This window comes from Pseudomonas sp. Tof1, assembly GCF_055390395.1.
Map to the genome: position 1 here is coordinate 452,589 of NZ_AP024344.1, position 18,176 is coordinate 470,764.

At 64.4% G+C, this 18,176-nt stretch carries 20 protein-coding genes; 17 read left to right on the forward strand and 3 right to left on the reverse strand.

The features are described from left to right. Positions 1-16 precede the first annotated feature (16 nt). The 14 genes from ACZ5KU_RS02020 (at position 17) to gspM (ending at position 14,164) form a co-directional block, all read left to right on the forward strand. The gene (locus ACZ5KU_RS02020; RefSeq protein ID WP_054059809.1) at positions 17-1,435 is read left to right on the forward strand and encodes an FAD-dependent oxidoreductase; all 1,419 of its coding nucleotides are present in this window, start codon (positions 17-19) and stop codon (positions 1,433-1,435) included. A gap of 105 nt (positions 1,436-1,540) precedes the next feature. After that, the gene (gene hemE / locus ACZ5KU_RS02025) at positions 1,541-2,608 is read left to right on the forward strand and encodes a uroporphyrinogen decarboxylase (protein WP_054059808.1); all 1,068 of its coding nucleotides are present in this window, start codon (positions 1,541-1,543) and stop codon (positions 2,606-2,608) included. A 437-nt stretch (positions 2,609-3,045) separates the two neighbouring features. After that, entirely contained in the window at positions 3,046-4,497 is a 1,452-nt protein-coding gene (locus tag ACZ5KU_RS02030; protein WP_464736777.1) for a lytic polysaccharide monooxygenase, read from the forward strand. A 343-nt stretch (positions 4,498-4,840) separates the two neighbouring features. Then, on the forward strand, positions 4,841-5,341 hold the full coding sequence (locus ACZ5KU_RS02035) for a type II secretion system protein N (RefSeq protein ID WP_241494280.1): 501 nt from the start codon (positions 4,841-4,843) through the stop codon (positions 5,339-5,341). Next, complete coding sequence (gene gspD, locus ACZ5KU_RS02040) at positions 5,338-7,236, forward strand: type II secretion system secretin GspD (RefSeq protein ID WP_054059805.1); 1,899 nt, start codon at positions 5,338-5,340, stop codon at positions 7,234-7,236. The genes ACZ5KU_RS02035 and gspD overlap by 4 nt, the downstream gene beginning before the upstream one ends. Continuing rightward, positions 7,233-8,696: a type II secretion system ATPase GspE gene (gspE, locus tag ACZ5KU_RS02045; RefSeq protein ID WP_464736778.1), complete on the forward strand. Its 1,464-nt coding sequence runs from the start codon at positions 7,233-7,235 to the stop codon at positions 8,694-8,696. Before gspD ends, gspE begins: the two co-directional genes overlap by 4 nt. 2 nt (positions 8,697-8,698) lie before the next feature. After that, positions 8,699-9,910 (forward strand): type II secretion system inner membrane protein GspF, encoded by a 1,212-nt coding sequence (gspF, locus tag ACZ5KU_RS02050; protein ID WP_054062084.1) that lies wholly within the window; start codon positions 8,699-8,701, stop codon positions 9,908-9,910. Between the two features lie 3 nt (positions 9,911-9,913). Beyond that, positions 9,914-10,354, forward strand: coding sequence for a type II secretion system major pseudopilin GspG (gene gspG / locus ACZ5KU_RS02055; protein ID WP_054062085.1), 441 nt, complete (start codon positions 9,914-9,916; stop codon positions 10,352-10,354). A gap of 3 nt (positions 10,355-10,357) precedes the next feature. After that, positions 10,358-10,828, forward strand: a complete 471-nt coding sequence (gene gspH / locus ACZ5KU_RS02060) for a type II secretion system minor pseudopilin GspH (protein WP_054060911.1) — start codon at positions 10,358-10,360, stop codon at positions 10,826-10,828. Beyond that, the gene (gspI, locus tag ACZ5KU_RS02065; protein WP_054060912.1) at positions 10,818-11,195 is read left to right on the forward strand and encodes a type II secretion system minor pseudopilin GspI; all 378 of its coding nucleotides are present in this window, start codon (positions 10,818-10,820) and stop codon (positions 11,193-11,195) included. Before gspH ends, gspI begins: the two co-directional genes overlap by 11 nt. Beyond that, positions 11,192-11,737: a type II secretion system minor pseudopilin GspJ gene (gene gspJ, locus ACZ5KU_RS02070; RefSeq protein WP_054060913.1), complete on the forward strand. Its 546-nt coding sequence runs from the start codon at positions 11,192-11,194 to the stop codon at positions 11,735-11,737. The genes gspI and gspJ overlap by 4 nt, the downstream gene beginning before the upstream one ends. Then, a complete protein-coding gene (locus ACZ5KU_RS02075; protein ID WP_464736779.1) occupies positions 11,734-12,594 on the forward strand; it encodes a type II secretion system protein GspK in 861 nt (286 codons plus the stop codon). Before gspJ ends, ACZ5KU_RS02075 begins: the two co-directional genes overlap by 4 nt. After that, a complete protein-coding gene (gene gspL / locus ACZ5KU_RS02080) occupies positions 12,591-13,688 on the forward strand; it encodes a type II secretion system protein GspL (protein ID WP_464736780.1) in 1,098 nt (365 codons plus the stop codon). The genes ACZ5KU_RS02075 and gspL overlap by 4 nt, the downstream gene beginning before the upstream one ends. After that, complete coding sequence (gene gspM, locus ACZ5KU_RS02085; RefSeq protein WP_464736781.1) at positions 13,685-14,164, forward strand: type II secretion system protein GspM; 480 nt, start codon at positions 13,685-13,687, stop codon at positions 14,162-14,164. Before gspL ends, gspM begins: the two co-directional genes overlap by 4 nt. Before the next feature lies 1 nt (position 14,165). Here gspM and ACZ5KU_RS02090 read toward each other — a convergent pair whose 3' ends face one another. Further along, on the reverse strand, positions 14,166-15,443 hold the full coding sequence (locus ACZ5KU_RS02090; protein WP_464736782.1) for an MFS transporter: 1,278 nt from the start codon (positions 15,441-15,443) through the stop codon (positions 14,166-14,168). Between the two features lie 118 nt (positions 15,444-15,561). On the opposite strand from ACZ5KU_RS02090, the gene ACZ5KU_RS02095 reads away from it, so the two are divergent. From ACZ5KU_RS02095 to ACZ5KU_RS02105, 3 genes are all read left to right on the forward strand, one after another. Continuing rightward, positions 15,562-16,461: a LysR family transcriptional regulator gene (locus ACZ5KU_RS02095; protein ID WP_054060918.1), complete on the forward strand. Its 900-nt coding sequence runs from the start codon at positions 15,562-15,564 to the stop codon at positions 16,459-16,461. Between the two features lie 84 nt (positions 16,462-16,545). After that, on the forward strand, positions 16,546-16,851 hold the full coding sequence (locus tag ACZ5KU_RS02100) for a type II toxin-antitoxin system RelE/ParE family toxin (protein ID WP_081006091.1): 306 nt from the start codon (positions 16,546-16,548) through the stop codon (positions 16,849-16,851). Then, positions 16,848-17,135, forward strand: coding sequence for an addiction module antidote protein (locus ACZ5KU_RS02105; protein WP_054060919.1), 288 nt, complete (start codon positions 16,848-16,850; stop codon positions 17,133-17,135). Before ACZ5KU_RS02100 ends, ACZ5KU_RS02105 begins: the two co-directional genes overlap by 4 nt. A 108-nt stretch (positions 17,136-17,243) precedes the next feature. Here ACZ5KU_RS02105 and ACZ5KU_RS02110 read toward each other — a convergent pair whose 3' ends face one another. Continuing rightward, positions 17,244-17,690, reverse strand: coding sequence for a hypothetical protein (locus ACZ5KU_RS02110; RefSeq protein WP_054060920.1), 447 nt, complete (start codon positions 17,688-17,690; stop codon positions 17,244-17,246). A 39-nt stretch (positions 17,691-17,729) separates the two neighbouring features. Further along, entirely contained in the window at positions 17,730-18,170 is a 441-nt protein-coding gene (locus ACZ5KU_RS02115; RefSeq protein WP_054060921.1) for a hypothetical protein, read from the reverse strand. Between the last annotated feature and the right edge of the window lie 6 nt (positions 18,171-18,176).

Below are 18,176 nucleotides of genomic sequence, written 5' to 3' on the forward strand. Positions count from 1 at the left end.
TGATGAGGTTTTTGTAATGGCTGAACGTCTGAGTAACGACTTCCAGTTCATCGATGTCGGGCGCAAGGATCCGAAGAAGAAACTGTTGCGTCAACGCAAGAAAGAGTTCGTGGAAATCTACGAGCCCTTCAAACCCCAGCAGTCGGCCGACCAGGCCCACCGCTGCCTGGGTTGCGGCAACCCGTACTGCGAATGGAAATGCCCGGTCCACAACTTCATCCCCAACTGGCTGAAGCTGGTGGCCGAAGGCAATATCCTGGCCGCGGCCGAGTTGTCCCACCAGACCAACACCCTGCCGGAAGTCTGCGGCCGGGTCTGCCCGCAGGATCGCCTGTGCGAGGGGGCCTGCACCCTCAACGACGGTTTCGGCGCGGTGACCATCGGTTCGGTGGAGAAGTACATCACCGATACCGCCTTCGCCATGGGCTGGCGTCCGGACATGTCCAAGGTCAAGCCGACCGGCAAGCGCGTCGCGATCATCGGTGCGGGCCCGGCGGGCCTGGGCTGCGCCGACGTGCTGGTGCGCGGCGGGGTGACCCCGGTGGTGTTCGACAAGAACCCGGAAATCGGTGGTCTGCTGACCTTCGGCATTCCCGAGTTCAAGCTGGAAAAGACCGTGCTGAGCAATCGTCGCGAAGTCTTCACCGGCATGGGCATCGAGTTCCGTCTCAACACCGAGGTGGGCAAGGACGTGACCATGGAGCAACTGCTCGCCGAGTACGATGCGGTCTTCATGGGCATGGGCACCTACACCTACATGAAGGGCGGCTTTGCCGGCGAGGACCTGCCAGGCGTGCATGACGCCCTGGACTTCCTGATCGCCAACGTCAACCGCAACCTGGGCTTCGAAAAGTCGCCGGAAGACTTCGTCGACATGAAGGGCAAGAAGGTCGTGGTACTCGGTGGTGGCGACACCGCGATGGACTGCAACCGCACCTCGATCCGCCAGGGCGCCAAGGCCGTGACTTGTGCCTACCGGCGTGACGAGGCGAACATGCCCGGCTCGCGCAAGGAGGTGAAGAACGCCAAGGAAGAAGGCGTGAAGTTCCTCTACAACCGCCAGCCGATCGCGATCGTCGGTGAAGACAAGGTCGAAGGTGTGAAGGTGGTCGAGACCCGTCTCGGCGAGCCGGATGCCCGTGGCCGTCGCAGCCCCGAGCCGATTCCGGGCTCCGAAGAGATCATTCCGGCCGACGCCGTGGTCATCGCCTTCGGTTTCCGTCCGAGCCCGGCACCCTGGTTCGAGCAGTTCGGTATCCAGACCGACAGCCAGGGCCGTGTGGTCGCTCCGGAAAAGGGCCAGTTCAAGCACCAGACCAGCAACCCGAAGATCTTCGCCGGTGGCGACATGGTGCGGGGTTCCGACCTGGTGGTAACGGCAATTTTCGAAGGCCGCAACGCCGCCGAGGGTATCCTCGACTACCTCGGTCTCTGATCTACACCGCGACAAATTGACCCGATAGACAAAAGGCACGGCTCTCGCCGTGCCTTTTGCGTTGAGCTCTGAGAAAATGCCCGCACTTTTTCTCCGGATGCCGACATGACTGCCCTGAAGAACGACCGTTTCCTGCGTGCCCTGCTCAAGCAACCCGTTGACGTCACTCCCGTATGGATGATGCGTCAGGCCGGTCGCTACCTGCCGGAATACCGCGCCAGTCGCGCCAAGGCCGGCGATTTCATGAGCTTGTGCATGAACCCGTCGTTCGCCTGCGAAGTCACCCTGCAGCCCCTGGACCGCTACCCGGGCCTGGATGCCGCGATCCTGTTTTCCGATATCCTGACCATCCCCGATGCCATGGGCCAGGGCCTGTATTTCGAAACCGGCGAGGGGCCGCGCTTCAGAAAGGTCATCGACAACCTGGCCGACATCGAGGCGCTGCCGATCCCCGATCCGCAGAAGGACCTGGGCTACGTCATGGACGCGGTGAGCACCATCCGCCGTGAACTCGACGGCCGGGTACCACTGATCGGCTTCTCGGGCAGCCCCTGGACCCTGGCGACCTACATGGTCGAAGGCGGTTCGTCGAAAGACTTCCGCAAGACCAAGGCCATGCTCTACGACAACCCGCAGGCCCTGCACCTGCTGCTGGACAAGCTGGCGCAGGCGGTCACCGCCTACCTCAACGGGCAGATCCTGGCCGGTGCCCAGGCGGTGCAGATCTTCGACACCTGGGGCGGCAGCCTGTCGGCGGCGGCCTACCAGGCGTTCTCCCTGGCCTACATGCGCAAGATCGTCAGCGGCCTGATCCGCGAGCACGAAGGGCGCAAGGTGCCGGTCATCCTGTTCACCAAGAACGGTGGCCTGTGGCTGGAAAGCATTGCCGAGGCCGGTGCCGACGCGCTGGGCCTGGACTGGACCTGCGACCTGGGCGACGCCCGGCGCCGGGTCGGCGGCAAGGTCGCCCTGCAGGGCAACATGGACCCGACCGTGCTGTACGCCAAGCCCGAAGCCATCCGTGCCGAAGTGGCGCGGATCCTCGCCAGCTACGGCGAGGGCTCAGGCCATGTCTTCAACCTGGGCCACGGCATCACCCCGGAAGTCGATCCGGAGCATGCCGGCGCTTTCATCAACGCCGTGCACGAGTTTTCCGCGCAGTATCACCGCTGAGTCTTCGGCGGCAGCCACGGCCCCTTTGACGGGGCCGTTGGTCTTTTTCTTTGTGTTCCGCTTTTTTCCCCTCGTAGTGTAAGAGTATTCCTGTTTTTACCGTCTATTCCGGTCGTTTTCTGAAAGTCATTTCGAAGGCTGTTGTGCTCTCTGTCCTTGAAAATGAGACTTCTCGGGAAAAATCAATATTGCTGATGATTCGCTCTTCTGGCTCGGAATTTTCTTACAGCTAAAAAAATCAATGTTCGTAAAATCCACATCCGAGTTCTTACTGCGGAAGTTATAGCGGTATGGAATTCGGAGTTTTCTATTGCTACTCAAATGACTATCGATTGATGGGGCTTTCCCAGGGATAGGTATGTCCGCATCAAGGGTATTTCTCTACTCGAATTACATGGATACGAATACTTCAGTAATTCATTCCGGGATTGGAAACTATGATGAGAAAACGTTCGGGTTCGGTCGCAGCAGGTATGTCCTCGCTGGCCATGCTCACGGCTCTGGTCGCTTCGCAACAGGCTGCGGCTCACGGTTATCTGAGCAACCCACCGTCGCGGGCCTATGCCTGCCAGCAGGGGTTGAACAAGGACTGCGGAAACGCGCAATACGAGCCGCAAAGTGTCGGTGAGACCTTCAAGGGGTTTCCGGCAGGTAGTGGTGGTGGCCCCTTGCAGGGGCCCATCGACGGCAAGATCGCCAGCGGCGGTTCGGCCAGTTTCTCCGCGCTGGATGCCCAGAGCGCGACGCGTTGGAGCCTGAGCGAAATCAAGGACCGCGATATCGAGTTCACCTGGGACTACACGGCGGCACACCCGGCGACCAAGCACGAGTACTTCATCACTCGGGCCGGCTGGAACCCGAACCAGCCGCTGACCCGCGCCTCGTTCGACAGCGCGCCGTTCTGCGAAGTGGACGGGCGCAACGAACTGCCGGTTTCCGGTGCCAGGCATGCCTGTTCCATTCCGTCGGACAGGACCGGCCAACACGTGATCCTCGGCATCTGGACCGTGGGCGATACCGCAGCGGCGTTCTACAACGTGGCGGATGTGAACATCCTCCCCGAAGCTGTCACCCCGGATGGCTGGCATACGGTCGGCAACATCACGCCGACTGCCACGGCCCTGCTGGTGGGCGACAAGGTCAAGGCCCGCGGTTTTGGCAATGAGGGTGAAATCAACGAGCGGCGCGTCGAGATCGCCATCGCCACGGCCGAAGAGGGGCGTCCGGAGAACTGGTCGTTCAAGCTGGCCGAGCAGATCAACCGGACCCAGGAGCTGGTGCGTGCCGGTGTGCGCGATGACGAGGGCAAGATCAATCCGATCAAGGGGGCGAACAAGATCTTTGCCAGGGCCGAGAGTGGCGTCAAGCGCTACGAATTGCAGATGGAGCTGCAGGAGGATGCTGCCGCCGAACTGCGTATCGCGACGCTGGGCAACGACCTGGTGCTGGACAAGGGGCGTCTCGCCTTGCCGGTACCGTTGCTCGGTAACCGCCTGATGAATGTCGAACTCACGGTGTTCAATGCCAACAACAAGGCTGTGGGCTCCATCACGCAACAGATCGAGGCCGGCTCTGTCAGCCTGAACGTGGATGTGCGCAGTGCCCCGGGCCCTCATCAGGTCAAGCTGGTGGGCGTGACGCCTGACGGCCGTACCACTCGCCAGGATCTGGTGGCCATCGAGCTGGGTGGCGAAGGTGTCGGCCAGGACTACGACTGGGTGTATCCGCAGGAAATTGCCAGCTATCGGCCGGGCACCACTGTACTGGTGGATGACACCGTCTACGAGTGCAAGCCGTTCCCGGATGGAGATTGGTGCAAGATCCCTAGCGAACATCACTACAAACCAGGTCACGGAACAAACTGGCAGGATGCCTGGATAGCCAAGTAACAGTCTCCGTCGGGACCTTGGGTAAAAAGTTGTCCAGGGTCCCGTCTGGGAGATGCTGGGTGTCAATGGATGAGCTGTTGTTGGGTAGGCAAGGAATCATCCACTCGTTTTTTTGTTTTTTATTTATGTGGGTTTCTGGTTGTCGTTAATTCATTGGTGTTCTTGAGCGGGCTTCATATAAGGATGTTTGATGCTCCCATCTATATAGGGATTGCATTATCTTGTTCAGTGTTTTTTTGGGGAACTTGTCCCTTAATTTTTTCGTTATTCGAATCCTTGCCGCTATTGGCAGTGATTGCCGTGCCGTTCATGGAATCATCCACTACCCATGGCGTATACGCGGGTGAAGCGTCCTGTGTGGGTTTTGTCGTTTGCGCTGCCATTGGCGTATGGCGCCTGGTTGGCCTGGGATGAGTGGCAGTTTCGTCGCGACCTGCCGAGCATGCCGGTTGCCGCCGTGGTCAGTGCCGCCGTTGCCCCGGTAGCACCGCTCAACCATGCGGCGGTGGCCACGGTACTCGGCTTGCAGCCCCGTGATGCGTTGGCTCGCAGCGCCGAGCCGTTGCAGTTGCGGGCCAGTTTTGTCGCCAGTTCGGGGGCTTCCCGTGCGTTGCTGGCGGGCGCCCAGGGGCAGCAGGTGTATCGGGTTGGGGACAGCCTGCCCGGCGGTAGCGTATTGCGCCGGATCGAAGCCGGGCGTGTGCTGCTCTGGCGCAACGGTCGCGAGGAACTGCTGGCGCTGGAGACGCCGGCTCGAAGGTCATTGTCGCCACTCGGCAATGCGACCCCGGCTGCCGGGACAACCTCCTCGCATCTGCGGCCAGTGCTTCGGGGAACCCCATGAGAGTCCCCAGAGTATTGGCCTCCTGGCGCCTGCTCGCCGGTGGCCTGCTGTTGTCGCTGATGCTGCCGACGGCGTTGGCCGAGGAGCCGCATTGGCAATTGGCGATGAACGATGCCGAACTGCGCGACGTGGTCCGGGAGATGTCATCGATCCTTGGCACCACGGTCGTGCTCGACCCGCGCGTCCAGGGGCGTATCACGGTGCTTTCGGAACAGGCGCTGGATCGCGAAGGGGTACGGCGGCTGTTCTACTCGGTGCTCGATGCGCACAACTTCACGGTGATCGATGAAGGCGACCGCATTCTCATCACGCCGGTGGCGGATGCCCGTACCCGGCCCAGCGATGCCGACAGCCACAGCGCCCAGGCCGGGCAGTTCGTCACCCAGGTGGTGGCCCTGAGCAACAGTACGGCCAGCGATATCGCCGCGCTGGTCCGGCCGCTGGTCTCGGTCAACGGTTATGTCGGTCCCTCGGCCTCGGCCAATGCCGTGGTGATCACCGACGGGGCCGGCAACGTCCGACGTATCGCCAGAATCGTCCGCGAGCTGGATGCCGGTCACAGGCACGCCCATGATGTGCTGTCTCTGCAGCACGGCCTGGCTGCCGACCTGGCGCGGGTGCTGGAGCAGTCCCTGGGCAAGCAGGGCGCCGAGTCGGGCAGCCAGGTGATTGCCGACACCCGCGGCAATCGGCTGTTGCTGATCGGTCCCCAGGCGGTGCGCAAGCGCCTCGTCGAGCTGGCGCGTTCGCTCGACACGCCGGTTCCGGCGGGCGCGGACAATGCCCGGGTGATCCGCCTGCGCTACAGCGACGCCAAGCAATTGGCCGACGTGCTGGATGCCATGGGGCAGGGGCTCGGTCAGGACGTGGCCGGTGTTTCCAGCCGGGACAACCCGGTGAACAAGGCGGTGGTCAAGGCCGACGAAAACCAGAACGCCCTGGTGCTGATCGCCGAGCCGAGCCAGGTCAGGACCCTGGAGGCCATCGTGCGCCAGCTCGACCAGCCGCGTTCCCAGGTGCTGATCCATGCGGCGATCGTCGAGATTTCCGGGGACATCAACGAGGCCATTGGCGTGCAATGGGGCGGCAAGGCCGGCAGTGCCCAGGGAGGCATCACCTTTGCCGGCGCCGGTGTCGTCCTGCCGGGCTTTGGTGGCGCTGACGCCAAGCTGCCCGATGGAGCCGTGCTGCGCGTCGGCAACGACCGTTTCGGCATGCTGGTTTCCGCCCTGGCGAGCAATGTGCGCAACAACGTGCTGTCCACCCCCAGCCTGCTGACCCTGGATAACCAGGAGGCGGAAATCCTGGTGGGGCAGAACGTGCCTTTCAAGAGCGGTTCCTACCAGACCTCCGGCACTGGTAACGACAAGCCCTATACCACGGTCACGCGCGAGGATATCGGCATCAAGCTGAAGATCCGGCCGCACATCAACGAAGGTTCGACCCTGCGCCTGCGGGTCGAGCAGGAGAACTCCGAGCTGGCGCCGAGCAGCGAGGTGACGGATGACCTGATCACCAACAAGCGGGCGCTCAAGAGCACCATCCTGGTCGATGACGGCGAGATCATCGTCATCGGTGGCCTGATCAAGGACAGCGTCCGCAACCAGGAAAGCGGCGTGCCGCTGTTGCGCAATATTCCCTACCTGGGGGCGCTGTTTCGCTGGAGCAGCGAAAAACATGAGAAGACCAACCTGATGGTGTTCCTGCGGCCGACCATCGTGCGTGGCAAGGAGGACCTGGTCGAGGCCAGCACCACCGGCTACAACCGCTTGCGCGAACTCAGCCGGCCTTCGGCGCGCCAGGGCAATTCGCTGCTGCTGCCGAGCGATCCGCAGCGCCTGTTCGATGGCGATGACAGCGCGGTCGACCTGCGTCGACAGCAGGCGGTGCCATGATCGGTCGGCTGCCGTTCGGCTTCGCCCGGCGTTTCGGTGTGCTGCTGGAGCCTCGGGGCGAGGGGGCGACCCTGCTGATCCGGGCGGACACGCCGTTGACCGCGCTGGCCGAGGCACGGCGCCAGCTCGGCCGGGATTGGCCCGTGCAGGAACTCGACGAGGCGGACTTCGCCGCCCGTCTGGCCGCCTGCTACAGCGATGGACAGAGTGCCGCCGAGCAGGTTGCCCAGGGCCTGGACGACGAGCTCGACCTGATCAGCCTGGCCGATAACCTGCCGCCCACCGCCGACCTGCTGGAACAGGAGGGCGACGCGCCGATCATCCGCCTGATCAATGCCCTGCTCAGCGAAGCGGTGCGGGAAAAGGCCTCGGACGTGCATCTGGAAACCTTCGAGCACAGTGTCTCGGTGCGCCTGCGGGTGGATGGTCAACTGCGCGAAGTGCTGCAGCCGCGGCGTGAGCTGGCCACCTTGCTGGTGTCGCGGATCAAGGTCATGGCGCGGCTGGATATCGCCGAGAAACGCGTGCCCCAGGATGGTCGGATCGCCCTGCGGCTGGCCGGGCATGAGGTCGATGTGCGGGTCTCCACCCTGCCTTCGGCCCATGGCGAACGAGTGGTGCTGCGCCTGCTCGACAAGCAGGCCGGACGCCTCGAACTGGCGCGGCTGGGCATGCCGGGCGAGACCCTGGAGCGGTTCCGGCGAATCCTCGGCAAACCCCACGGGATCTTCCTGGTCACCGGGCCGACCGGTTCGGGCAAGACCACCAGCCTCTACGCGGCGCTGAATCATCTCAACGACCGCACGCGCAATATCCTCACGGTCGAGGACCCGATCGAATACCACCTGCCCGGCATCGGCCAGACGCCGGTCAACCCCAAGGTCGAGATGACCTTCGCCCGGGGGCTGCGGGCGATCCTGCGCCAGGACCCGGACGTGGTGATGGTCGGCGAGATCCGCGACCGGGAAACCGCGGCCATTGCCGTGCAGGCCTCGCTGACCGGACACCTGGTGCTGTCGACCCTGCACACCAATAGCGCAGCGGGGGCGGTGACCCGTCTGCTGGACATGGGCGTGGACGCCTACCTGCTCGCCTCATCCCTGGTCGGCGTGCTGGCCCAGCGGCTGGTACGCACCCTGTGTCCCGAGTGCAAGGCACCCGGGCATGCCGATGCGGCCGCCTGCCAGCGTCTCGGGCTGGCGCCGCAGGCCGTGCCGAGGCTGTTCCGCGCCGTGGGCTGTCCGCGCTGCCAGCAGGGCTATCGTGGCCGTACCGGTATCTATGAGCTGATCGGCATCAACCAGGCCCTCGCGCAGATGATCCACAACGGCGTCAGTGAACCGGAGCTGGCCCGCCAGGCCCGCTGCCTCGGCCCCAGCCTGTTCCAGGACGGGCAACGCCTGGTGCTGGAAGGGCACACCAGCCTCGATGAGCTGCTGCGCGTCACGCAGGAGGACTGAGGATGCCGACCTTCGACTATCAGGCCCAGGACGCCCATGGCCGGTCCTGCAAGGGCCAGCAGCAGGCCGAGAGTGCGCGGCATGCCCGGCAGTTGCTGCGTGAGCGTGGTTTGCTGCCGAGCGTACTGAAGCCGGTCCGGGAACGTTCCGGCGTGCTCGGCGGTCGGGGAGCCGGCCGCCGCCTGGGCGCTGCCGAACTGGCCTTGCTGACCCTGCAACTGTCGACCCTGGTCCAGGCCGGACTGCCGCTGGAAGAGGCCCTGCGGGCGGTGGCGGCGCAGAGCCGCAAGCGGCGTACCGCGAGCCTGTTGGCGGCGGTGCGCGATCGGGTGCTGGAGGGCTACGCACTGTCCTCGGCACTGGCCGGCTTCCCCGGAGCCTTTCCCGAACTGTTTCGCGCCAGCATCGCCGCGGGCGAGCGTTCCGGTCACCTGGGCCAGGTGCTGGAGCAACTGGCGCATTACACCGAGGCGCGTCAGCAGGCGCGGCAGAAGATCCAGCTGGCGCTGGTCTATCCGCTGGTCCTGCTGCTGGCGTCGCTGGGCATCGTCGGCTTCCTGCTGGGGTTCGTGGTGCCGGACGTGGTGCGGATCTTCACCGACAGTGGTCGCGAGCTACCGCTGCTGACCCGTGGGTTGATCAGTCTGAGCGAGGGCCTGCGCGACTATTTCTGGCTGCTGTTGCCGGGAGTGCTCGGTCTGGTCCTGCTGCTGCGCGGTGCCTGGCGGCAGCCGGCCCTGCGCCTGTGCTGGCACGCCTGGCTGCTGCGCGCGCCACTGGCCGGCGGCGTGCTGCGGGCCGTGGAAGCGGCGCGTTTCGCCAGCACCCTGGCGATTCTCGGCAGGAGCGCGGTGCCCCTGGTGGATGCCCTGGAGATCTCGGCCGCGGTGATCGGCAACCTGGCGATCCGCGCGCGCATGCGCGAGGTCGCCCGCTCGGTACGCGAGGGCGGCAGCCTGACCCGGGCCCTGGAGCACAGCGGCGACATCCCGCCGCTGATGCTGCACATGATCGCCAGTGGCGAACGCGCCGGCGAACTGGACAGCATGCTGGCGCGTGCCGCCGAGCAACAGGAGAAAACCCTGGCGGCCCGCATCGCGCTGGTCGTGAGCCTTTTCGAACCGGCCATGCTGGTGGCGATGGGCGGCATCGTGCTGCTGATCGTCATGGCCATCCTGCTGCCGATCCTCAGTCTCAACCAAACGGTGAATTGATTCATGAAAACCTCCGCATCCTTTCGGCAACATGGCTTTACCCTGATCGAGATCATGGTCGTGGTGGTCATCATCGGCGTGCTGGGCGCGCTGGTGGTGCCACAGTTCATGGGGCGCACGGACCAGGCCAAGGTCACGGCGGCGCGTACCGATATCCAGGCCATCGGTACGGCATTGGAGATGTACCGCCTCGACAACTTCCACTATCCCTCGACCCAGCAGGGCCTCGAGGCCCTGGTGAACAAGCCGCTGGGTGCGCCGCAGGCGAAGAACTGGAACCCCCAGGGCTACCTCAAGCGCCTGCCGGTCGACCCGTGGGGCACGCCGTACCAGTACCTCAACCCGGGAGCACGGGCCAAGGGCTACGATCTCTACTCCTTCGGCGCCGACGGCATGGCCGGTGGCGAGGAGCTCGCCGCCGATATCGGCAATTGGGATCACTGACCGATGCCGGCGCGCTCGCGTGGTTTCACCCTGTTGGAGCTGCTGGTGGCCATGGTGATCATGGGCGTGGTGGCCGGGCTGATCGGCTTTTCGATGAAGCCCAGTCCGTTGCGTCAGGCCCATCACGAAGCCGGCGCGTTGCTGCAGTTGCTGCAGCATCTGCGCGAGCAGGCCGTGCTCGAAGGTCAGGAATTCGGCCTGCGCATCGATGCCGAGGGCTACCAGGTGGTGCTGTACGAGCGCCCGGAATGGCGTGCGGCCGGCGCCCCCTATCGCCTGCCCGACGGCCTGTACTTTCGCCTGGAGCTCGAAGGACAGCCGCTGAAACTCGGCAACCGGCCGAACCAGCCGCAGTTGCTGCTGCTGAGCAGCGATGAAATGAGTGCCTTCACCCTGCATTACGAAACCGCCCAGCGGCGTTGGCTGAGCGTTTCGGGAGACGGTCTTGGCGACCCGGCCATCGATGAAGGCTGAGGGCGGCTTCACGCTGCTGGAGGTCATGGTGGCCCTGGCGGTGTTCGCCGTGCTGGCCGCCGCGGTACTGTCGGCCAGTGACTATGTCCTGCGCCAGGGCGGCAGTCTGCAGCAGCGGCTGTTTGCCGTCTGGCTGGCGGACAACCAGTTGACCGAACTGCGCCTGCAGGCTTCTCCCGTACCCGGGCGGCAACAAGGGCTGCAGCGCTTCGACGGTCGTGAGTGGCGGTTGAGCCAGACCCTGAGTCCATCCCCCGACCGGCGTCTGATGCAGGTCGAGCTGGAGGTCCGCCTCGGCAACGACCCGCAACCGCTGCATCGCCTCACGGGCTGGTTGCCGATGACCGGGAACGAGGAGGCGCAATGACCCGACAGGCCGGTTTCACCCTGCTGGAACTGGTGATCGCCCTGGCGATCTTCAGCCTGCTGAGCCTGGGCAGTTGGCGGCTCTACGAGGGCCTGCTGCGGGTACAGGCGCAGGTCGCGGACCATGAACAGGCACTGCGCAGCCTGCAGCGGGCGGTGGCTGTGCTCGAACGGGATCTCATGCAGGTGGCCGCCTCGGGGAACTCCCCGGCCTTGCGCCTGCATCAGGGCGAATTGAGCCTGCAGCGGGGCAACTGGCGCAACCCGCTGGGCCAGCCACGCAGCGAGCGCCAGGCGGTCAGCTATCGCCTCGAGGCGCAGCGCCTCTGGCGCCACAGCCGCAGCCCCGAGCTGGCGATTCCCCACAAGCAGGTGCTGCTGGGCGATGTACGCGAGTTGCGCTGGCGTTTCCACGATCCCCGGACGGGCTGGCGCAGCGACTGGCCGGCTGGCGCCAAGCCGCCGCGGGCGGTGGAGGTGACCTTGTCCACCGGGCGTTTCGACGGGATTCGCCGGGTCATCCTGTTGCCGGAGCCAGCATGAGCCTGCCCCGCCAGCGAGGTGTGGCGCTGATCACCGTGCTGCTGATCATGGCCCTGGCGCTGTTGCTGACCGGCAGTCTGCTGCGCAGCCATCGCCTGACCTTGCAGGGCAGCACCCAGCATATTCACCAGGTGCAGTTGCGCCAGTGGGCGCTCGCTGCGGAGGGCTGGGCCGGCCAACTGCTGCAGGGGCCATCGCCGACGCTGATGCGCAACGTCAACCTGGCCCAGGACTGGGCGCAACGGCCGCTACCGTTGACTCTGCCTGGCGTCGAGGTGCGCCTGGACATCGAGGACCTGGCGGGACGCTTCAACCTGACGCCGCTGCTCGCCCCCGGCAAGGCCGATGAAATCGTCCAGGCCCGCTGGGCCCGGCTGCTGGAGCGGCTGGACATCGCCGCCATCGACCTGGCGCCATTGCGGGGCACCGAGGTTGTCGATCCGAGCCAACTGCGCCTGCTGCCTGGCATGGACGAGGCCAGCCTGCGTCGCCTGGAGCCCTGGGTCGCCCTGCTGCCGGGCGAGGCCAGGCTGAACGTCAACACCACCCACGCATTGCTGCTGTCGACCCTGGAAGGCATGACCGACAGCGATGCGCAGATGCTCATCCAGCAACGCCCGGCCGAAGGCTATCCGGATGCCGCTACCTTCGCCCTGGTTTCCGGACTCAAGGGCCGTGGCGTCGCCGTTCATGGCCTGGGCGTAGGCAGCCGCTGGTTTAGGGCCTCGGTCGAGGTCGCCGCCGGGCGCAGCCGACTGCGGCTGGTCAGCGATCTTGAACTCGACCCGAAAACCGGGCGCGTGCGTGTTGTGCAGCGCCGTTTTCTCGCTCCGACCCAAGGTGAACCTTCCCTATGATCCCGTGGCTGTACCTTTACCCGTCAGGGCTCGATGTGCCTGACGAACAGTGGCCGGTCGCCTGCTGGCAGGCGTCTGATGATTGGCGCGACATGAGCCTGGCCGAAGCCGCCGCGCTGCTGGCGGGGAACCCCGTGCGGGTGGTACTGCCGATGGAACTCTGCACTTGGCTGCGCAGCGAGCCCTGGCCGGGCCGCCGCCGACCGGCCGCCCAGGCGCTGGCCTATGCGCTCGAGGAGCAACTGACGGATGATCCGGACAACTTGCACCTGGCCGTGGGCAGTGCCGATCCGGCTCGTCGTTATCCATTGCTGGTGGTCGACAAGGTGCGCTTCGGCGCTATTGTCACCCTGCTGCAACAGAGGGGGCTGCAGTTGGCGAGCGTGCAGGCCGATGCCGACCTGTTGCCTGCCGACCAGGCCTACTGTGTCTGGTGGGCTGGCCGCTGGCTGCTGGGGGGGGGCCTGACAGCCCGCCTGGCAGTGTCTGAAGCGGCCTTGCAGAACTTGGCTGCACGATTGCCGGCGGCGCTTTGTCGGCTGGATCGCTCGCAATCGGCACAGGCCTTCGCACTGTTGAGTTCGGGGCAGGGGACGGAGTTGCTTCAGGGGCCGTTTCGACCGGCCAGTGAGCGCAAGCCGTGGCGGCCGCTGCTGGCGACCCTGTTGGCGCTGTCCGTCCTCTCGTGGGGCTTCTCCCTGGCCCGCAGCCACTATCTGGAAACCCGGGCCGACCGGCTTTACGAACAGAGTGTCCGGCATTTCCAGACGCTTTACCCGGAGCAGACGCGGGTGGTCGACCTGGCGGCCCAGCTTAGGGCGCTTGGCTCTGTGCAGACGCAGCAACCCCGGCAGATGGCCCGGCTGGTGCAATTGATCGAGCAGGTGATCGGTGGCAGTGGCGTCGAGGTCCAGCGTATCGAATACCGCGCCGGCGCGGGCTGGACGCTGGCGTTGACGGCCAGTGACTTCAGCGAGCTGGAACGGCTGCGTGAGCGTGGGCGGCAGCACCAGTTGCCCATCCAGCTCGGCAGCGCGAGCAAGGAGCGCAACCGTGTGCGGGCGTTGTTGACGCTGGAGGAACAGAACGGATGATCAGTCGCCTGCGAATAGTCGCCCTGCCGATAGTCGCCCTGTTGATCGAACGCTGGCAGCGCCTGGCCCGGCGGGAACGCCAGTGGCTGGCCGGGCTGGGAGTCTTCCTGCTGGCGGTGCTGTTGTTCGGCGGCTTCTGGCAACCGGCGCAGCAACGCCTGGACAAGGCCCAGCGCCTGTACCAGCAACGCCTGGCCCTGCTCGCCGAGGTACAGAATACGCGACCGGCCGCCGCCCGGCTGGATTCGACACAACCGTTGTCGGCCCGCTTGGGTGAGACCGCGCGCGCGGCGGGGCTCGAACTGCAGCAACTGGACCAGGACGGCCAATCGCTGCGCCTGACTATTTCGGGAGAAGCCCAGGCCCTGCTCGGCTGGCTGGAGCGTATCGAGCAGGGCGGAGCGCGGTTGCAGAATCTGAGCCTGGAACCGCGTGATCAGCTCCTGGAGGCGCGGGTGGTATGGCTGGCGCCCTAGCTCAGGAGGCCTGGTTGCTCGCCAGCACTGGCAACCGCGCCAGTTTCAGTGCTACCAGCAAGGCCACCACCAGCAGGCCGCCAATGAACATCCCGATGCCATTCCAGCCCGCGTAGTGCCAGGCCACGCCGCCCAGCGTACCGGCGACGCTGGAGCCGGCGTAGTAGCAGAACAGGTACAGCGATGAGGCCTGGCCCTTGGCTTTCAGGGCACGGCGGCCGATCCAGCTGCTGGCGACCGAGTGCGCGCCGAAGAAACCGAAGGTGAACAGCAGCACTCCGCCGATCACCACCGGCAGCGGCGTGACCAGCGTCAGGGCGATGCCCAGCAGCATGGTCACGATCATCGACCACAGCACCTTGCGCCGACCCAGCTTGTCGGCCAGTGCGCCGATCTGCGCCGAGCTGTAGATGCCCGACAGGTAGACGATCGACAGCAGGCCGACAAACGCCTGGCTCAGGCCGTAGGGCTCGGCCAGCAGACGATAGCCGATGTAGTTGAACAGGGTCACGAAGGCGCCCATCAGCAGGAAAGCTTCGAGGAACAGCCACGGCAGGCCGGCATCGCGGAAGTGGATGGTGAAGCCGTTGAGCAGGTTGCGGGTATTGAGCCGGCTCGGGCGGAAGTTGCGCGACTCCGGCAGGATCCGCCAGAACACCGTCGCGGCAATCAGCGCCAGGCCGCCGATCACCAGCAGCGCGGTGTGCCAACTGACGAAGTCGATCAGCACGCCGATGATCAGCCGCCCGCTCATCCCGCCGATGGCGTTGCCGCCGATGTACAGGCCCATGGCGAAGCCGATGTGCTGGGGATGGATCTCTTCGCTCAGGTAGGTCATGCCGACCGCGGCCAGGCCGCTCAGCGACAGGCCCACCAGCGAACGCATGAGCAGCACGCCCTGCCAGTTGGGCATGAAGGCACCGAGGATCGTGAACAGCGCGGCACTGAACAGCGCGACCACCATCACCGGCTTGCGCCCGAGGCTGTCGGAAATCGGCCCGGTGATCAACAGACCGATGGCCAGCATCGCGGTGGCGACCGACAGGATCAGGCTGCTCTGGGCGGCATTGATCCCGTACTCCTTCGACAGCACCGGCATCATCGGTTGCACGCAGTACAGCAGGGCGAAGGTCGCGAAGCCGCCGCAGAACAGCGCCAGCACGGTGCGCATGAACGCCGGGGTGCCTTTTTCGATGTAGGTGTCGCTGGGGCGGGGGGCAATAGCGTCGGGGACGTCGGGGGGAACTTCGTGAGCGAGGGGAGCGACAGCAGTTTTCACGGTGGACCTCGGGAGGTGCATTCGGTCAGGCAGTGAAAAAATCATATAGCTGGCTAAATATTCTTTCCAATATATTGTTCGACCTGTTTGATAGGTTTGACGACTTAATGAGGTGCCCATGGAATTGCGTCATCTGCGCTACTTCATCGCCGTCGCCGAAGAGCTGCATTTCGGTCGCGCCGCAGAGCTGCTGGGGATCTCCCAGCCGCCGCTGAGCCAGCAGATCCAGGCGCTGGAGCAGGAGCTGGGGGCGCGTTTGTTCGAGCGGACCAACCGTCGGGTCGAACTCAGCGAGGCGGGTCGGCTGTTTCTGGAGGAGGCCCGATTGGTGCTGGCGCAGGTCGACAAGGCGGCGGATGTGGCCCGGCGTGCCCAACTGGGCGAGTTGGGTGAACTGAAGATCGGTTTCACCTCGTCGGCTCCCTTCAACTCGACGATTCCCCAGGTGATCTTCTCTTTTCGCCAAGCCTACCCGGCGGTACACCTGAACCTGCAGGAAATGAGCAGCAAGAGGGTCGCCGACGCGCTGATGGACGAGTCGATCGAGGTCGGCCTGATGCGTCCACTGGCGTTGCCCGATGCCCTGCATGTGGTCGAGTTGATGCGCGAGCCGCTGGTGGCGGTGCTCAGCGCCAAGCACCCGCTGGCCAATGGCAGCGAGGCGGGTCTGCACCTGTCGGAGCTGGCGCAGGAGCCTTTCGTGTTCTTCCCGCGCAGCTATGGCAGCGGTCTGTACGCGCAATTGATGACCCTGGCGCGGCAGGCCGGCTTCAGCCCGCACTTCGCCCAGGAGGCGGGCGAGGCGATGACCATCATCGGGCTGGTGGCGGCGGGCCTTGGGGTTTCGGTGTTGCCGGCGTCCTACCAGCGCATCCGCATCGATGGCGTGGTCTACCGGCGCCTGCTCGACCCGGACGCGATCTCCTCGGTGTGGCTGGTGCAGCGCAAGGACCAGAAGTCGCCGATGGCCAAGGCGTTTGTCGAGTTGCTGACGCAGCGGGCAACAGAGAGGGTTTGATTCTGCTGGGTTCAGTAGAGATTTCAGACGGGGAGCGCTTATTTGGCTGATCTTTCTGGTGTAGCCTTTGGGCCACACTAGGCCATGATGGAAATTATTCGAAGTGCGGCGTTTTCCGAATGGCTCAGCATGTTGCCTGACAGTCGTGCACGGGTTCGCATACAGGTTCGTATCGATCGTATGGCCGACGGCAACTTTGGTGACGTGAAGTCAGTGGGTAAGGGACTGAATGAGGTCCGAGTCGATTATGGGCCAGGTTATCGGGTGTATTTCACTTATCAGGGTCATCATTTGGTGATCCTTCTTTGTGGCGGAGATAAAAGCAGCCAGCGCCGCGACATCAAGCAAGCTTCGCTGATTGCCAAGGCCTGGAGAGAGTCGAGAACATGACTGAGCAATTCGCAAAATGGGATTCAGCCGAGTACCTCAAGACTGCAGAGGACATGGCCAATTATCTGGATGCCTGTATGGAGGAGGCCGGTGACGATCCTGCTTTCATAGCCAAGGCCTTGGGGACGCTCGCCAGGGCGCGTGGCATGACGCATGTGGCGCGTGAGTCGGGGCTTTCTCGTGAAAGCTTGTATCGCGCCTTGTCCGGTGAGGGTAACCCGGAGTTTGGCACCATCCTGAAAGTGGTCAGGGCCTTGGGACTCAAGCTTCACGCTTCCACCTGAGTGTGTCGAGTGGCGTGAATGCCCTGGCGCTGGCATTGGCCTGCTGGCGGTGGTGTCGTGATCGACACCACCCACCGGTTGTTACCAACTGACAGCCTTCACTGCCGGTTACTGCACCTTCGACAGGTCACCCTTGAGCGCTACGCCACCGATGAATGCGCCTGCATGGCACTCGTAGGTGGTCGGGCTCCTGGTTTCGTTACGCTTGTAGTAGCTGACGATATTGGTCACCGCGTTCGCCCCGGCTTTTTTCGCTGCGTCGTGCAGGGTGATCAGTGCCGACTGCAGGGCCCAGGCGCAGGCTTCCTCGTCGCTCTTGTTGAAGGCGTTGGTCTTCTTGTTGGTGACCGCGCCCGGGCTGACTACCGTGACCTTGCCCTTGGGCGTGTTGCCCGCCAGGTAGAACTTGACGCTGCCATCGATCTTGCCGGTGCTGACCGCTTCGGCCACCACCTTGTCGAATGGCAGGTTCAGCGTAGTGTCGCGCGCCTGGCTCAGGCCTGGCAGGCAGCACAACAGCAGCGCGGCAGCGGCGGCCCAGGTTTTTGTCTTCATGGTCAACTCCTTGTTTTGCGATGCACGGAAAAAACGTGGTTACTGGCTGATCGGCTGCGCCTCGCCGACACCGATGGCGCGAGCGGTGCTCTGGGCATCGTGGTCGCGCAGCTCACGCAGGATGCCCTTGTCCAGCAGGCGCACCCAGCGGATGTAGTTCTTGTGGATCTTGCCATCCTTGTAGTCCATGCCGCTGCTGTCGCGGTAGGCGATGTTGTAGCCGCTGGCGCTGTAGTTGATGTCGATCTCGACGTGGAATTTCTCGCGCACGGTGATCTCGGCCTGGATCTGCGACGGGTTGACCCGCTGCACGCTCCACTTGCGCTTGACCAGGGTGGTGAGGATCGCCTGTTTCATCTGCTCCTGGCTGGTCTGGATCTCGGGCGTGACGGTGCGGGTCGGGGTGATGATCTTCTTGCTGGTGCAACCGGCGGTCACCAGCAGGGCCAGGGCGATCAGTACAACGCGAAACAGGGACATTCCATT

Coding starts and splice junctions, on each gene's coding strand:
- gspE (WP_464736778.1), top strand. CDS start 7,233: ATGATCGGTCGGCTGCCGTTCGGCTTCGCCCGGCGTTTCGGTGTGCTG.
- gspJ (WP_054060913.1), top strand. CDS start 11,192: ATGACCCGACAGGCCGGTTTCACCCTGCTGGAACTGGTGATCGCCCTG.
- gspH (WP_054060911.1), top strand. CDS start 10,358: ATGCCGGCGCGCTCGCGTGGTTTCACCCTGTTGGAGCTGCTGGTGGCC.
- ACZ5KU_RS02030 (WP_464736777.1), top strand. CDS start 3,046: ATGATGAGAAAACGTTCGGGTTCGGTCGCAGCAGGTATGTCCTCGCTG.
- gspI (WP_054060912.1), top strand. CDS start 10,818: ATGAAGGCTGAGGGCGGCTTCACGCTGCTGGAGGTCATGGTGGCCCTG.
- gspF (WP_054062084.1), top strand. CDS start 8,699: ATGCCGACCTTCGACTATCAGGCCCAGGACGCCCATGGCCGGTCCTGC.
- gspD (WP_054059805.1), top strand. CDS start 5,338: ATGAGAGTCCCCAGAGTATTGGCCTCCTGGCGCCTGCTCGCCGGTGGC.
- ACZ5KU_RS02110 (WP_054060920.1), bottom strand. CDS start 17,690: ATGAAGACAAAAACCTGGGCCGCCGCTGCCGCGCTGCTGTTGTGCTGC.
- ACZ5KU_RS02075 (WP_464736779.1), top strand. CDS start 11,734: ATGAGCCTGCCCCGCCAGCGAGGTGTGGCGCTGATCACCGTGCTGCTG.
- ACZ5KU_RS02020 (WP_054059809.1), top strand. CDS start 17: ATGGCTGAACGTCTGAGTAACGACTTCCAGTTCATCGATGTCGGGCGC.
- ACZ5KU_RS02105 (WP_054060919.1), top strand. CDS start 16,848: ATGACTGAGCAATTCGCAAAATGGGATTCAGCCGAGTACCTCAAGACT.
- gspL (WP_464736780.1), top strand. CDS start 12,591: ATGATCCCGTGGCTGTACCTTTACCCGTCAGGGCTCGATGTGCCTGAC.
- ACZ5KU_RS02100 (WP_081006091.1), top strand. CDS start 16,546: ATGATGGAAATTATTCGAAGTGCGGCGTTTTCCGAATGGCTCAGCATG.
- ACZ5KU_RS02115 (WP_054060921.1), bottom strand. CDS start 18,170: ATGTCCCTGTTTCGCGTTGTACTGATCGCCCTGGCCCTGCTGGTGACC.
- gspG (WP_054062085.1), top strand. CDS start 9,914: ATGAAAACCTCCGCATCCTTTCGGCAACATGGCTTTACCCTGATCGAG.
- hemE (WP_054059808.1), top strand. CDS start 1,541: ATGACTGCCCTGAAGAACGACCGTTTCCTGCGTGCCCTGCTCAAGCAA.
- ACZ5KU_RS02095 (WP_054060918.1), top strand. CDS start 15,562: ATGGAATTGCGTCATCTGCGCTACTTCATCGCCGTCGCCGAAGAGCTG.
- gspM (WP_464736781.1), top strand. CDS start 13,685: ATGATCAGTCGCCTGCGAATAGTCGCCCTGCCGATAGTCGCCCTGTTG.